Annotated in this window: 9 protein-coding genes; 7 read left to right on the top strand and 2 right to left on the bottom strand. The window is 47.8% G+C overall.

The window, feature by feature from the left end; genetic code table 11:
- Positions 1 to 489: 489 nt before the first annotated feature.
- From CKW03_RS18940 to CKW03_RS18920, 5 genes are read left to right on the top strand one after another with little or no spacing between them, the layout of a single operon-like run.
- Complete coding sequence (locus CKW03_RS18940; protein ID WP_093099522.1) at positions 490 to 1962, top strand: hybrid sensor histidine kinase/response regulator; 1473 nt, start codon at positions 490 to 492, stop codon at positions 1960 to 1962.
- A complete protein-coding gene (locus tag CKW03_RS18935; RefSeq protein WP_093099521.1) occupies positions 1962 to 5537 on the top strand; it encodes a response regulator in 3576 nt (1191 codons plus the stop codon). Before CKW03_RS18940 ends, CKW03_RS18935 begins: the two co-directional genes overlap by 1 nt.
- 14 nt (positions 5538 to 5551) lie before the next feature.
- Complete coding sequence (locus tag CKW03_RS18930; protein WP_093099520.1) at positions 5552 to 5917, top strand: response regulator; 366 nt, start codon at positions 5552 to 5554, stop codon at positions 5915 to 5917.
- A gap of 2 nt (positions 5918 to 5919) precedes the next feature.
- A complete protein-coding gene (locus CKW03_RS18925; RefSeq protein ID WP_093099518.1) occupies positions 5920 to 6729 on the top strand; it encodes a CheR family methyltransferase in 810 nt (269 codons plus the stop codon).
- 42 nt (positions 6730 to 6771) lie between these two features.
- A complete protein-coding gene (locus tag CKW03_RS18920) occupies positions 6772 to 7146 on the top strand; it encodes a response regulator (protein WP_093099517.1) in 375 nt (124 codons plus the stop codon).
- 421 nt (positions 7147 to 7567) lie between these two features.
- On the opposite strand, the gene CKW03_RS18915 is transcribed toward CKW03_RS18920, so the two are convergent.
- Together CKW03_RS18915 and CKW03_RS18910 are read right to left on the bottom strand one after the other, a co-directional pair.
- The gene (locus CKW03_RS18915) at positions 7568 to 8584 is read right to left on the bottom strand and encodes a DNA topoisomerase IB (RefSeq protein WP_093099515.1); all 1017 of its coding nucleotides are present in this window, start codon (positions 8582 to 8584) and stop codon (positions 7568 to 7570) included.
- 2349 nt (positions 8585 to 10933) lie between these two features.
- Positions 10934 to 12265: a mechanosensitive ion channel family protein gene (locus CKW03_RS18910; protein WP_093099512.1), complete on the bottom strand. Its 1332-nt coding sequence runs from the start codon at positions 12263 to 12265 to the stop codon at positions 10934 to 10936.
- A gap of 1118 nt (positions 12266 to 13383) precedes the next feature.
- Here CKW03_RS18910 and CKW03_RS18900 point away from each other — a divergent pair.
- Both CKW03_RS18900 and CKW03_RS20830 read left to right on the top strand, forming a co-directional pair.
- A complete protein-coding gene (locus tag CKW03_RS18900; protein ID WP_093099509.1) occupies positions 13384 to 13863 on the top strand; it encodes an adenylyltransferase/cytidyltransferase family protein in 480 nt (159 codons plus the stop codon).
- 180 nt (positions 13864 to 14043) lie between these two features.
- Positions 14044 to 14286: a sugar phosphate nucleotidyltransferase gene (locus CKW03_RS20830; protein ID WP_214606703.1), complete on the top strand. Its 243-nt coding sequence runs from the start codon at positions 14044 to 14046 to the stop codon at positions 14284 to 14286.
- Positions 14287 to 14383: the final 97 nt, after the last annotated feature.

The following is a 14383-nucleotide window of genomic DNA, read 5'->3' as shown; positions in this document are numbered from 1 at the left end:
CTATCCTTTCGCCAAGGGGTCATATGGACTCTAAATAAAAGTTTAGGTTTCCATGGTCCCTAGTTCCTCCTCTGCTTAATAATGGACAAAGTTGGGGCATTTAACTATATGTTCCTTAACCTAGCCATACTCCATAGATTGAACCCATGAGACAATCACCTTATAATACCTTTGGAACGGTCGAATCTTTAAGTATCAATAACTAATTCCCATTTTTTAATTTTAAAGCGCCCGATTTTTCGAAAATTCTTAAATTTCCCGGAAATTTGTGGATTTGGATCCGCTTTTGCCGGTCAAATTTATATTTCTAGTAAATCTACGGGGAACCAAACTCTTTGAATTGCAGGAAAGTCTCTAAAGAAGAAAAATATAGACTTTCCTTCGTGTAGATTAGCGTTTTTTCACTCTTTTTTTGATAATTTAGTTCTATCACCTACCTTCGGCAATGGTCCTGAAATAGGCGGGTACCACCAAAAAATAGATTAACAAATGATCCTAATAGTTGACGACAAACCCGAAAACATCTTTTCTTTAGAAAAGACTCTGAAATTTAAAGGCTTTCGTACCGATTCTGCCCTTTCTGGAGAAGAGGCGTTGAAAAAATGCCTCAAGAACGAATATGCCCTGATCATCCTAGATGTACAGATGCCCGAAATGGACGGTTATGAAGTCGCAGAGTTCCTGTCATCGACAAAGAAGACCAAGGATGTCCCGATAATCTTCCTGTCCGCCGTCAACAGGGAAAAGAAGTATATCGCCAAGGGCTACGAATCAGGCGGCATCGATTACATTACCAAACCGGTGGACCCCGATATCCTTTTGCTGAAGGTTAATACCTTCTATCGACTATACGAACAGACGGCAGCATTGCATAAAATGCAGGAAGAGCTGCAGAGAGAAATCGAATGGCGCAAATCAGCTCAAAATGAGCTTTCCTCAAAATTTGAGGAACTGAACACGACCCTAGAATCATTGCCCCAGGTCGCTTTTACAACGGATTCCCAGGGGAATGTGGATTTCGTTAACGAACAGTGGTTCCGGTATTCTCATGATAGGTCCACATGGCCCGAACTCCATCCCGAGGATGGACACATTTTTGAGAAATGGAAGTTCCAATTGGAAGACAAGCTTCCATTGGAGGCAGAATTGAGGCTTCGGGAAAAACAATCTGATAATTACCGTTACCATCTCCTAAAGCTTGTGCCCGTTGCCCAGGGGTCAGCTGGGCACAGCTGGGTCGGTACCATGACCGATATAGATGAGCGCAAGCAATTAGAAAATAAAAAAGATGAATTCCTGAGCGTTGCGAGCCATGAGCTCAAGACCCCATTGACCAGTATCAAGGCCTTTGCAGAAATATCGCTGCGCTCAATGAAGGACATGAAGGACCACCGTGCCTACAATTATCTCTCCAAGGTTAAGGAACAGGCTGAAAAGCTCCATAGCTTGGTAGAGGACCTTCTGGATATATCCAGGTTGGAAAACGGCGGAATTAAAATCGCCCTTCAGGAAGTTGATTTCGAAGATCTCATCCAGCAGTCTGCTGATTCTGCAATGGTAGAACACCACGGTTCCGCAATCAGAATTGAGCGAACAGGCGCAAAGATCGATAGACCGATTTTAGCTGATCCCATAAGGTTGGAGCAGGTCCTGACCAATTATCTCAGCAATGCCATAAAGTACGCTCCAGGTTCGCAAGTAGTCCGCATTAACACAACTGTTAAGGACGATGCCCTGACCATAGAGGTCAGCGATGAAGGCATAGGGATCCCAGAACAGAAAATTCCTTTTGTCTTTGACAAGTTCTACAGGGTACAGGAAGCATCAGCAAAGTTCCAGGGCCTAGGCCTAGGACTGCACATTTGCAAAGAGATCATTTCCCTTCACGGGGGAGAATGTGGGGTCAGGAGCAAGCTTGGAGAAGGATCGACATTTTTTTTTACTCTCCCAATCAATAAATAATGGCAAAAAACGTATTTAGGAACCTTCAGATCGGTTTCGGTTTTTCCATGGCCATCCTTCTGGCCTCCTCCGCGGTCATGTTCCTCTCGCTCCGCAAACAGCGGGAGAACAAAGCCCTTATGGATCAGTCCCAACGGACCATACTCAATTCTCAGTTGGTCCTGATCGACCTGCAGAATGCTGAAACCGGACAGAGGGGCTATCTGCTGACAGGCCAGGAAGAGTTCCTGGCGCCGTACCGGGACAGCCGTAGGGATCTGCCCCAGCACCTGGGCAACCTTATCAATGGAGATCTGAGCCCAATCCAAATGACCAGGGCCCAAGGACTCGGACGCTTGGCCATGGAAAGGATTGAAGTGCTGGAGGAACTCATGGCACAGCGTTTAAGTTCCGGCAACCTATCTCCCGATCACCTAGACAGAGGGAAATCGATCATGGATTCATGTAGGGTCCTTATCGGCGAGATCCAACATGAGGAAGAAGCCAGGGAAGGAAAGCGTTCCGAGGAACTAGATAACTCCACCTTGACGACTACCATCCTGTTTGCCTTTGCCTCCTTAATGTCCTTGGTCATCACTGCCATCCTGTTCTGGAAACTTCGAGGCGACTACAGAAGGCGGGCAGAACTACAGCAGGAACTGCTAGAGAAGGACAGTGACATGAAACATAGGTTGAACATTATCAGGGGGATCGCCCGACAGGTTACCAAGGGAAACTATTCTGTGATCATAGATGACACGAAAAAGGACGATCTTGGGAACATAGCTGAGAGCCTTCGCATAATGACCGAGTCCCTGAAGAAGAACTTTGATCAGCTCCAAAGGAACGAATGGCGGAAAAATGGACTGGCCCAGCTGAATTCAGGTCTGATGGGAAACCCCGGTCTTGAGGAAATTGCAAAGTTCAGCATGGAATTCATCACCGACTACATGGATTTGGAGAACGGAGCAGTTTTCATGGTCGAAAGGAGTACGTTCAAGGTCATGCATACCGTCGGGCTCCAAAGCCTGCCTTTCTCAGAGGTCCCACTAACTGGAGGTATCTTGGGAGAGGTCTACAGGACCAAACGGTACAGGGTCCTAAAGGACCTATATCCAGAAGAGTTCAAGCTTTCCTTTGCACAGGGTGAAATATTAGTCCGCCAGATTGCATTGGTGCCCATTATCTACCAACAGGAATGCATGGGGATCCTCGAAGTCGGTTCTCGGGGAGATATAAGCGAAGAGAAGATTGGGATAATTTCCGACTTCTGTGAAACCATCGGGATATCCATGGCCGCGGCACAGAGCCGGCGCAGGGTCCAACAGCTATTGGAAGAAACCCAGACCCAGACTGAGGAGCTTCAGGTCCAGCACGCAGAACTGGAGACCCTCAATAGCGAGCTGGAAGCCCAGGCCGGTAGGTTGAGGGTCTCAGAAGAGGAGCTAAGGTCCCAGCAGGATGAGCTCCTGATCTCCAACCAGGAACTCGAGAAAAGATCACATCTCTTGGAGGAAAGAAACCAGGTGATCGTCGCACGGAACAGGGAAATCCAGGAAAAAGCAGAAGCCCTTGCCCTGAGCACCAAATACAAATCGGAGTTCCTTGCCAATATGTCCCATGAATTGAGGACCCCCCTTAACTCCATCCTCTTGCTTTCCCGTGTGCTCACTGAGAACACGGATGGAAACCTTAACCAGGAACAGGTTGAATCAGCCCAGGTCATCTGGTCATCAGGAACAGGGTTGCTTACCCTGATAGACGAAATATTGGACCTTTCCAAGATCGAGGCAGGGAAGATGGACATAGAGCTCGAGGAATTTAGGTTGGCAGACCTCATTTCGGAGCTCCAGCAGATGTTCAGTCCCCTCACCAAGGAAAAGAACCTGGAGCTCCGGATCGAGAACGGCCTGCCGGGAGATTTCAACTTGAAAAGCGACAGGCTCAGGTTGGAACAGGTCCTAAGGAACCTGCTGTCCAATGCCATCAAGTTCACGGAAAATGGCCACATAACCCTCAGGGTGGAGAGGACCTCTGGTCCTGGGGCTTCCATCCGGTTCCATGTCAGAGATACAGGGATCGGGATTCCCCAAGAAAAACAGAAACTGATATTCGAGGCCTTCCAACAGGCGGACGGGTCTACCAGGCGGCAATACGGGGGAACCGGCTTGGGACTTTCGATCAGCAGGGAAATCGCAAGATTGCTACATGGTGAGCTTAACGTGGAGAGCACCCCGGGCCAGGGAAGCTGCTTTATACTCTCACTGCCGCTTGATTTTGTGAATGGTGAGCAGATCGATGTCCAAAATGAGGAACCCATAGCTCCCCTAAATAAGGCCTTAGAGAATCCGGCAATTGGTCCTGGTATCCTTATCCCGCAATTTATTCCAGATGACCGAGGGACCATTGCTCCGGGGGACAAGGCGATCCTGATAGTGGAGGACGATGAAACTTTCGCCAGATTGGTACTGCAATATGCAAGGAAAGCTGGCTACAAGGCAATAGCTGTCGGCAGGGGTGACCTGGCCCTGGAAGCTGCCCTGAGGTTTTCTCCGAAGGCTATCCTGCTGGACATCGTCCTGCCCCATATGGACGGGTGGCAGGTTCTCGAAGGATTGAAGTCCAATCCGGATACCCGTCATATCCCAGTCCACATGATGTCGGCCGAACAAGCCAAGAAAAGCGAAAGCATACGCAGGGGCGCAATCGATTTTATCAGGAAACCTTTCCAAAACCAGGGCTTCCAGGAGATTTTCTCCAAAATAGATTCGGCCTTGAGCAACGGTCCCAAAAAGGTATTGATCGTTGAGGAAAATCCAAAGCACGCCGAAGCGCTTTCGTCCTATCTTGAGAGCTTCGACATTTCCACAGAGGTGAAGTCCTCCCTTGAACAGGGGGTAAAGGCCCTTACATCGGGTAAAGTTGAATGTGTCATCCTGGACATGGGGATCCCGGATCCAGGGGCATATGAGACCCTGGAAACAATAAAGGGCCAAGATGGCCTAGAGGACCTTCCCATAATCGTCTTTACCGGAAAGAGCCTCTCTGGGCAGGAAGAGATGCGCATTAAGGAATATGCGGACTCGATCGTCCTGAAAACGGCCCATTCCTTCCAGAGGATCCTAGACGAGGTGAGCCTATTCCTTCATCTGGTGGAAAATAAGACATCTGGTTTATCTCCGCAGGTGAATGCAAAAGGTAGCCGACTTGCCGAAATCTTGCATGGAAGGAAGGTCCTGATTGCCGATGATGATATCCGCAACATCTTTTCCATATCAAGGGCCCTGGAAAAATTCAATATGGAAATCTACTCTGCCATCGATGGTGTGGAAGCTTGCCAGGTCCTGGAAAGTCAACCCGACATCGACATCGTGCTGATGGACATAATGATGCCAAAGATGGACGGTTTCCAGGCCATCGAAAAGATCCGTTCCATGGAAATCTTCAGCAAACTCCCGATAATCGCAGTCACGGCAAAAGCGATGATGGGAGACCGGGAGCGGTGCATGAAGGCAGGAGCCTCAGATTATATATCCAAACCTGTGGATCTGGACCAATTGGTCTCTTTGCTCCGGGTGTGGCTTTTTAACCGTTAAACCTTAGAAAACAGATGAGCATATTGATTATTGATGATGACAGGCGGAATATCTTCGCCCTTAAGACCGCACTCAGATCAAGGGGGTACGATTCCCATGGCGTCCTCAGTGCCCAGGAGGGACTTGACCTCATAGAGGTTGGAATGGGCATCAGCGTAGTGCTGCTGGACATGATGATGCCGGAATTTGATGGGTTCCAGTTTTTGCAGCACATCAGGGATTCCAGCGGGAAGGATTACCCACCCGTAATTGCGGTGACAGCAAAGGCCATGAGCGGGGACAGGGAGAGGTGCCTTGGTGCGGGCGCGGATGGTTACGTATCCAAACCAGTGGATATAGATGTTCTCCTGGCCGAGATCCAGGGCTTAACGGGAGGGTGAGAATGGATATCGATTCCCAGTTAGATATTTTCCTTTTCAGGTTCCTCGAGGAATTCGGCTATGATTTCACAGGTTATAGCAGGGACTCCATTCAGAGGAGGATTTTACGGATTATGTCCCTATGGAAGGTTTCCGATCTGGAGGAGCTCTTGGACAGGATGCTCATGGAAAAAACATTGGCAGGGGACTTCGTGCAACAGGTCAGCGTTCCCCTGACCACGATGTTCCGAGATCCAGCTTTTTTCCTGGCCCTCCGTCAGCACGTGATCCCTTTCCTGAGTACCTTCCCCCTGATCCGGGTCTGGGTAGCAGGTTGCTCCACTGGTGAGGAAGCATATTCAATGGCCATATTGTTAAACGAATCTGGACTTCTTGAAAGGTCCCTGATCTATTCAACAGACCTAAACCCAGTCTCTGTGGAGCGTGCGTCCATGGGCCTGTTTCCCTTAGAGAACCTTGGGGAATTTGCAGATAATTATGTCAGTTCGGGCGGTACTAGGGATCTGTCTGAATATTACTCGCCTAAACTGGGCAGCATTAGCTTCAATGATGAGCTCCGTTCCCGAATGGTGTTCTCTACCCATAACCTTGCCAGTGACTCTTCCTTCAATAGCTTTCAGCTTATCCTGTGCAGGAATGTTCTGATCTATTTCAGGCGCTCCCTGCAGGGTTCGGTAATGGAGCTCTTCCACACGAGCTTGGAAAATGGCGGATTCCTAGGCCTGGGTCCCAAGGAAACCCTCCTGTTCTCCTCGCTTAGGGATAGGTTCCAACAAGTTGGTGACCAAAAAATCTGGCGGAAAATAAATTAATGTTTCAAATTTTGGGGAGATTTAATATTTTCGCATAATACGATGGAAAACAAAAGGATACTTATTTTCGATGACGACCGGCACGTACTGGAGATATTTACGATCGTGCTGGAGGACATGGGGCATATCGTCGAACAATGCCAGACTTCTCATGATGTTCTGGAAAAAGTGGAAAGGTTTCAGCCTGACCTGATATTGATGGACAATTGGATACCGGATATCGGAGGTGTAGCAGCAACCCAGATCTTGAAATCAAATCCCCAATATCGAGACATCCCGGTAATCCTGGTATCAGCGAACAGTGACATAGAGGACTTGGCCGCCACTGCAAAAGCTGACGGGTTCCTTTCCAAACCTTTTGACCTTGACAGTCTGGAGGGCATAGTCAATGAAACCTTCCAGGATAAGATAAAATAAATAGAATCCAAAAAGGTCATTTCGTTTTAAAAAGCGAATGTTGAACTAGGGTGATGTACCAGACACTTTGGTAGGTTTCCTAAAAAGAGCAGCCTAAGCTCCGATCTGTTTACCGCCGGGACAAACAACCGGGAAAATATGTGTTTTTCATAGAATCTTTATCTGATGATACTTAGACTGATCGCTTCCTGACCCCTCTTTCTGGGTGTCGGTTAGGTATATTCTAGACGTGTTTCCTCACCAGTGGCTTAATGGGATTATAGCTATTTCTTAGAAAAACGTATCCCTTAGCTCTGCTAAATCTGTTATATCCATAACTTTCTTCCCTTAGGAACCTTTCATGCTTCTCTGTTCTCAGGGCATAATGGACGGTAACCCCTCCAATGGAATTTATTTTTTTAACCAGCGAAATATCCGGGACTTATCTGTCTTGGCAACCTTTGAAGAGCTTTAATAGTTTTTTTTGTACAGCTGCTTCCCTATCCCTTTTGTTTGCCCTTGCGTTCCGCTTGATCCAGCTGTCCAGTTTTCCCGCTTCGAATTTTTCCAGTATAACGGGACATATGTAGCTTTTTCTTGCTATCGATGGCGTATTGCCAAGATGGTACGCCACAGACCTGACTAGTTCTTTGCTGCTCTTCTCCCTTACCTTTATATTTCCTGGGTAATTTTCCAAGAGATGCCCCAATGCTCGAAAGCAGGCATTCCACGTCCTGATGGTCTTGCTGGTCACGTCTCCTGCATATACCTCAGAAAGGTAATTGTTCAAATGGGTTGGTTGGATTGGCCTCTTTTTATTTTGGTGATCAAAGTATTGCAGGAGTTGCCTGCCCGGTAATTCCAATAATCTTACGATCTGGGAACAGATCATTTTCTTGTCACACGCTTTCTCCTGTCTGATTCCTCTCTTCCCCTTATATCTGAAAATCAACTTGCCAGTGATTATCTTGACATGCTTTTTCTGCAGTGTTGTGAGACCGAATGATCCATTTGAGTTACTGTAGAATGTATTTCCCGGTCTTATTGAAGTATATTGTATGATCGTAATTGCCAGGGCGCATACGAACCTTTGATCAAGATTCTTCCCTTTCAAGTCCCTTGCCAATTGCTTTTTCAAGGCTGCCAGTCCCTTGCCGTAAAGGTATAGCTTGCTGAATTTGTTCTGGTCCCGAAAGGAGGTCCAATTAGCGTGGTAAATATATTGCTTTCTCTGTCTATTATCGAGTCCCGTGGCCTGGATGTGCCCATTTTTGTGGGGGCAGATCCATACATCCGTCCAATTTGGTGGTATCGACAGAGAATTGATGCGAGATAAAACCGAAGGATCAGCGATCTGGGATCCTTCATGGTCACAATACTCAAATTCTCTTCCGGTATTGAGCCTGTAAATTCCTGTTGAAAAACTACGTATGTACTTAAAAGATTTTTTTGCTGCCATTTTCTTTCCGAGCGGTTATATTGTCCGTTTGCTTACTAGGGATAATCTCCTTGCTGACTAATTTGTTTTAACATTTGGTCATTTCCTGGAAAGAATCTCCTAAGGGCCTCCTGCCACCAATTATCTTTCTCCGTGACGACGACGGCACCTTGAATCAAATACTCATCGTTCAATGTCGTTCCACCATTTATTTAAAGAACTTAATATCTCTCTTGGTTCAATGGTTCGTTTTACAGTTTAGCGATTGCATTCCCTGAGCCTTTCAGGATTGACTCCTCGGGCTCAGTATGGCATTTAATGCACCCCCTTGGGATCCGGGGATCAAAATTTTGCCATTTCCATTTTGATTTTATGTTCAACCCGATGTGATTTCCGAATAGACCTTTAGCGCGACCTGGATGGGATTTGGCTTTCTTTTCCCATTAAGGATAACCAAATCGGTCCTAATCGACCTGGATCCGTTAAAATCCTACCGTCGAGCCTGGGAAGGCGGTATATCGTCACGGTATTTAGGACAGAGAGGGTCCTCTTCGTACAAGTTGTGACCTTCCCCAGACTCTATTATTTGTCCATTTTACGGCACAGGTTCTAGGTTCTGCCGAGAAAGATAATTTAATAGGATGGTTTACCCCTCCAGATTCTTTCGACATGCCATTGGTTGGATGGGATAACCGAATTATCTGGGGGGAGAGCTAGGTAGAGTGAAGGTCTGTATGTGCAACTCTAGGGAGCATCTTGGGAAAAACGGATAAGCTCAGGGCAATAAGTCCCCTAGATCAGCAAAGGTTCCCTCTGATGTTGAGAGGGACCTTCTATCGCTGGACATTATAACTATGGAAAATAACAAGACAGATAACAAATCCCGGCCCAAATTAGGTAAAGGTCGGGATTCGTGTTGATACTGAGAATTAATGGGAAACTAATTAGCAGCATTTAAGAGACCCGGTTCCGGTGAAGGAACCGGGTCCACGATGGATATATAAACTTAATTTGATCCTCTTCTGGTGCAAATTTAAAATCGGACAAAAGACAAATCAAGGGATTTAAGATCTTTTAACAGTTTCTTGAGAGGCTGCTCTTCAAACATCCCCGATCTTATTACCAAGGGCAACAGTTTTGGATCCCAAGGACAGGGTAGCTGGCAGTCCATGCCTGGTACGGGGGTTACTTTGGATGTTTACCAGGAAATGTGGGGAATAAATGCATGTAAGGCAGTATGAGCTTTTTGACCGTCCCTAAATGGCCAATAAATAACATAGCGGTTTTGGAGCCTAGGATACAATCAAGGCCGCCAAGAAGGTGAAAGGTGCAACCCGTATAACCCTGTTGTCCAAGGGGTAAGGTTTAGATGGACGTCTGGTGCCGGGAGATAGAATAGTGACATGGACTGGAAATGTACGTTCTGGGTCTCAATTTAATATTTTGTGAATCAACGCGGATACCAAAGCTAAGGGGATCGCCAATAGATAGTAGCCGGGGTGTAGGCCGTCCGATAAATATTCTCCTACTACCATGAAAAACATTGCGCACAGCGCGGAACAGCCACAGAATATAACAGCGGCACCATACCAGTCCTCTCTCGAAAACCGAAATGGTGAAGAGCTGGCCTTTCTCGCCAATAAGGTCTTTATCGCCATGGCCAGGTAATAGATAAAAAATACCCAGAACAGGGATACTAAAAAATAAAACACTGTACGTTCTTCACAACCCATTGTCTGCCTTCGTAAAACATAGGTAACTCCCAAGACCACTTGTGTCAACCATATCGATTCGTGGATAGGGAATTACCCGCAAACTACTAATTTACCAAATTTCCGGTATTCCCAAAGTTTTTTCCCTACGGCCACTTTGTACCGACGGAACTCCGTTCGCCACTCAACCCAATTTGACCGGCTCCTATATGCCCAATGACCTTCGGGCCATACCATTCTGGCGGTTTCCGGATTGTTCAGGTACCGGAGATGGTACCACATGGCAATCCTGATGCACCCAATCGCTGGAGAATTGTTGTCAATCGGTTACGCACAGTGCCTGCCAAACTGTTACCCTTCACCAAATCACCTAGCCATGTCGGTCATCAGCTGTGTCCTCAGCATTCCGGGATGAACCCGATTGAGGTCATTGCGGGCTGATGGCTTGTTAAATAGCGTATGTGATGGCATCGGTCCTTCCAGATCTGACTGGATTTCGGAGCTCGTGACAATTCCAGTATAATTGGCCTGGATAGATGCTATGCTAAATTGAATGTAGCGCTGTCTCTCAGGCGAACTATGCTTTAAGGGGAAATCCCTGTTCAGTTTAAAGTGAAAGCTCTGGAGAATTACGGAACGGACACGGCTAGGTATTCCCCTAAGGATGGGAAGCTGCTCGGGAGCCCTCCCCCTGGCTTTCCTTCAGGATATATCGAAGGTCGTCCGAGGCCGGGAGTTCAAAGACCTCTAAACCGAAGTATTTTATAGAGGCCAAAAGGTGGTCAAACAGATCGGATATTACGTCCTCATAGAATGTCCACTGTGTGCCTTTTGTGAACATGTACAGTTCCAAAGGCAGGCCATGCTGTGTCGCGGGAAGCTGACGGACCATAGCTGTCATCTTTTGGTGGATATTGGGGTTTTCCATGACGTACGCTTTTATGTAGGCCCTGAACAGACCAATGTTCGTGATCCTCCTCCCGTTCACTGGCATTTCGGGATCGATCCCATTTTCCGCGTTGAACGTTTTGATCTCCTGCTGCCTCTTCTGGATGTATTCAGAGAGAATGGATATTCTCTTGAGCGTTTCAAGTTCCTGGGGGTCCAGGTACCTTATCGTTGATATCTTAATATTTATGGCCCGCTTTATCCTGCGGCCGCCGCTTTCTTGCATTCCCCTAAAGTTCTTGAATGAGTCGCTCAGCAGTGTGTGGGTCGGGACGGTAACGATCGTCTTGTCCCAATTCTGTATCCTGACGTTGTTGAGGTTGATCTGTAGGACGTCCCCATCTGCCCCGTATTTTGGCATCTCTATCCAGTCACCTACCCGGACCGAATCGTTAGCGGAGACCTGTATGCTCGCAACAAAACCGAGAATGGTATCTTTGAACACCAACATCAGGACTGCAGAGGCCGCACCCAGGGAGACCAGGAAGGACCAGGGGGAATTTCCAGTAATGATAGAAACCGCCAAGGTGCCCCCGACAAACAATAGGAATATCTGCAGTACCTGAAGGTAACTGTCCAGGGGCTTGTCAACAAACGTCCTTGATGAGCGCAGGATGTCCCTTAGGGACTTAAATAAACCATTTAGCAGCGAATAACCCGCAAAGATCATGAAGATGTCCAGTAATTTGACCAGACCTGAATTAAGGGATGGAAATCCCACAAAAACCAAAGGGAGAAGCTTTTGGCAGATCCCCAGGAGGATCAGTCGGCTCAAATGGACGTTTACCCTGTTGTCGATGAGATGGTTGTCCCATTGGGTCCTTGACCTTTTTATCAACCGGCTAACGATCGAATTGAAGAACAGCCCCATTAGATAATCCAGGATGGCCAAAAGGAGGAAAGTCCCAATAAGGAGACATGCAGTTGTAAGGATATGGGAAAGTCCTTCCGATATCCCGCTGGAGCTGGCAAGGTCGAATATTGACTGATATAGGGTACTTGTTGTGCGTTGGTCTATGTTAATGATGTATGAGTTTTCCATATTAACGAACAAATGTACAAAAAAACAACAGGAATACGGGTAAGACAAGGTCCCTGGTCCATTGTCAGGTCATGTTTAAGTGCGGATCTTACATTCCATCTCAGTGGCGGAACTTGCCAAGGAGCAGTTGGGATGCCGTGCCAGTTCAGCTTTCAGGTCCAATGAACGGCATGTCCTCTGGTCCGGAAATATCGCCCTAGCTCCCATCTTAGCTTTGGTGAAGGTTATTGCGGATTGCCCGTCCACAGGAAGCATCTGGCCCTGACCCAACATTTCCAGGGATTGCACCGATACATTCGGGATGTTTGCCTGGGGGTACGGCCGATTATCCAATTTGGCCGGAGACTTTGGTCCAAACTTAACTCCTGCACGATTTTAAGGATGGGAAAGGGCTTTTTTTGGTATTCCGTCGTACTTCCGGTTTTGGTTGCCGCATTGAAGGGCCTCCGGAAGATAGGGTCCCTGGAACCGAGAGGTATGTTAGCTCGTCCCGTGAGTTTCTGGATATGGCGTTCCCCGTGGAATCTAGTTTCTCAATAGAAGGGCTTCCAAGGCTGTCGACCTTCAGGATGATCCTTTGCCTGCCCCGTGGATCATCCTGAAGGGAGGACCCTTGGTTGCAGTGGGCGCACCACTTCCTATTTCATCAAGCCACGGGAAAGCATGCCAGGAAACAGGGAGGTGGAGGATCCATCGATTCCTCAAGCCTGGGCACTTTGACGAATTCCTCTTGCAAATCGCGCCGGTGCAAAGGGTTCGATAGGAAAAAGTATCACAGGGGCATAAAGCAAGGTTCTCCCCCCCTCGGTCCTGACGACCCATTTGGGATAAGAGCTGAAAAAAGAGATGGCTCACTGCCCCAGCTGGGATCCAGGTTCATCCGGGACCGGTAGAGCCTGAGGGGGTCCACCAAATGCATAGGCCGGGGATTTTGAGCCACCCAATTGGGAGCTTATAGCCATAAGGCTACAAAAACGCAAATTCAGGGACAGTTTAACGGATATTTCCGTCTCCACGGCTTTCCGAAGGTGAAGTTGTTTCAGGATCTTCATACATTTTGCTAAATTGTTACGGGCATTACCCAGCATGGGCGATGTCCACGAAAATCTGAATGAAATATGAAAAATGAGAAGGAGGTCAACAAGCAACCTGACTACAATCCCGGACCGAGGGTGGGCATCACATTTTCGACGTTCGATCTCTTGCACGCCGGTCACATCATGATGCTGGCCGAGGCCAAGCGCCAGTGCGACTACCTGATCTGCGGCCTGCAGATGGACCCAACTTTGGACCGTCCGGAAAAGAACGCCCCGACCCAGACCGTCGTTGAACGATATATCCAACTCAGGGGATGCATATATGTCGATGAGATTGTTCCCTATTCCACCGAGCAGGACCTAGAGGACATATTGCGTTCTTTTAAACTTGACGTCCGGATAGTTGGGGATGAATATAGGGACAGGGACTTTACGGGCAGGAAGTACTGTGAGGAAAAGGGGATCGAGCTCTATTTCAACAGTAGGGACCACCGATTCTCGAGCTCTGGCCTGAGGAAGATCGTGGCCGAAAAGGAAAACCAGAAGAATGGCCGAACTTAACAGGGCATCTTCCCTTTACCCAAATTGACCTGCCAGGTCCGGCCGGCCTCGGCATGACCCTGGTATGGCGCGTGTTCCAGGAACCCTTCCTGCACCACGCTCGGTCCCATTTGTGGTTTCGGAGGATGCTATCTCCGTTTTTGAGGATACAGGGCCAAAGTAGATGACCATAGAGAGGCGGTGTTATTTGGATATTACGTAGACGATCCTGAGCGTTATGGTGTAGCGGCTTTAGATGGGGCCGGTAAGGTCCTTGGCATCGAGGTGAAACCAAGGGAACCTAAATCGAACTATGCCATCGTAGGGCTCTATTTCTATCCGAATTCCGTAGTCGAGATCGCAAAGAGCTTGAAGCCCTCGGATAGGGGCGAACTGGAGATCACCACGGTAAACCAGACGTACCTCAACAAATGGACGCTCTAGCTACAGCCCCTGGGACGCGGGTTTGCCTGGTTATATACAGGTACACATGAATCTCTCTCAGAAGCGACGGAGTTCATCAAGACCATTGAGAAAAGGA

Source organism: Sphingobacterium mizutaii (assembly GCF_900187125.1).
Taxonomy (GTDB): Bacteria; Bacteroidota; Bacteroidia; order Sphingobacteriales; family Sphingobacteriaceae; genus Sphingobacterium; species Sphingobacterium mizutaii.
Note: the sequence above shows the minus strand (reverse complement) of the source record. Positions and strands in the feature narration are given on the sequence as shown.

Coding starts and splice junctions, on each gene's coding strand:
- CKW03_RS18925 (WP_093099518.1), top strand. CDS start 5,920: ATGGATATCGATTCCCAGTTAGATATTTTCCTTTTCAGGTTCCTCGAG.
- CKW03_RS18915 (WP_093099515.1), bottom strand. CDS start 8,584: ATGGCAGCAAAAAAATCTTTTAAGTACATACGTAGTTTTTCAACAGGA.
- CKW03_RS18935 (WP_093099521.1), top strand. CDS start 1,962: ATGGCAAAAAACGTATTTAGGAACCTTCAGATCGGTTTCGGTTTTTCC.
- CKW03_RS18920 (WP_093099517.1), top strand. CDS start 6,772: ATGGAAAACAAAAGGATACTTATTTTCGATGACGACCGGCACGTACTG.
- CKW03_RS18940 (WP_093099522.1), top strand. CDS start 490: ATGATCCTAATAGTTGACGACAAACCCGAAAACATCTTTTCTTTAGAA.
- CKW03_RS18930 (WP_093099520.1), top strand. CDS start 5,552: ATGAGCATATTGATTATTGATGATGACAGGCGGAATATCTTCGCCCTT.
- CKW03_RS18900 (WP_093099509.1), top strand. CDS start 13,384: ATGAAAAATGAGAAGGAGGTCAACAAGCAACCTGACTACAATCCCGGA.
- CKW03_RS18910 (WP_093099512.1), bottom strand. CDS start 12,265: ATGGAAAACTCATACATCATTAACATAGACCAACGCACAACAAGTACC.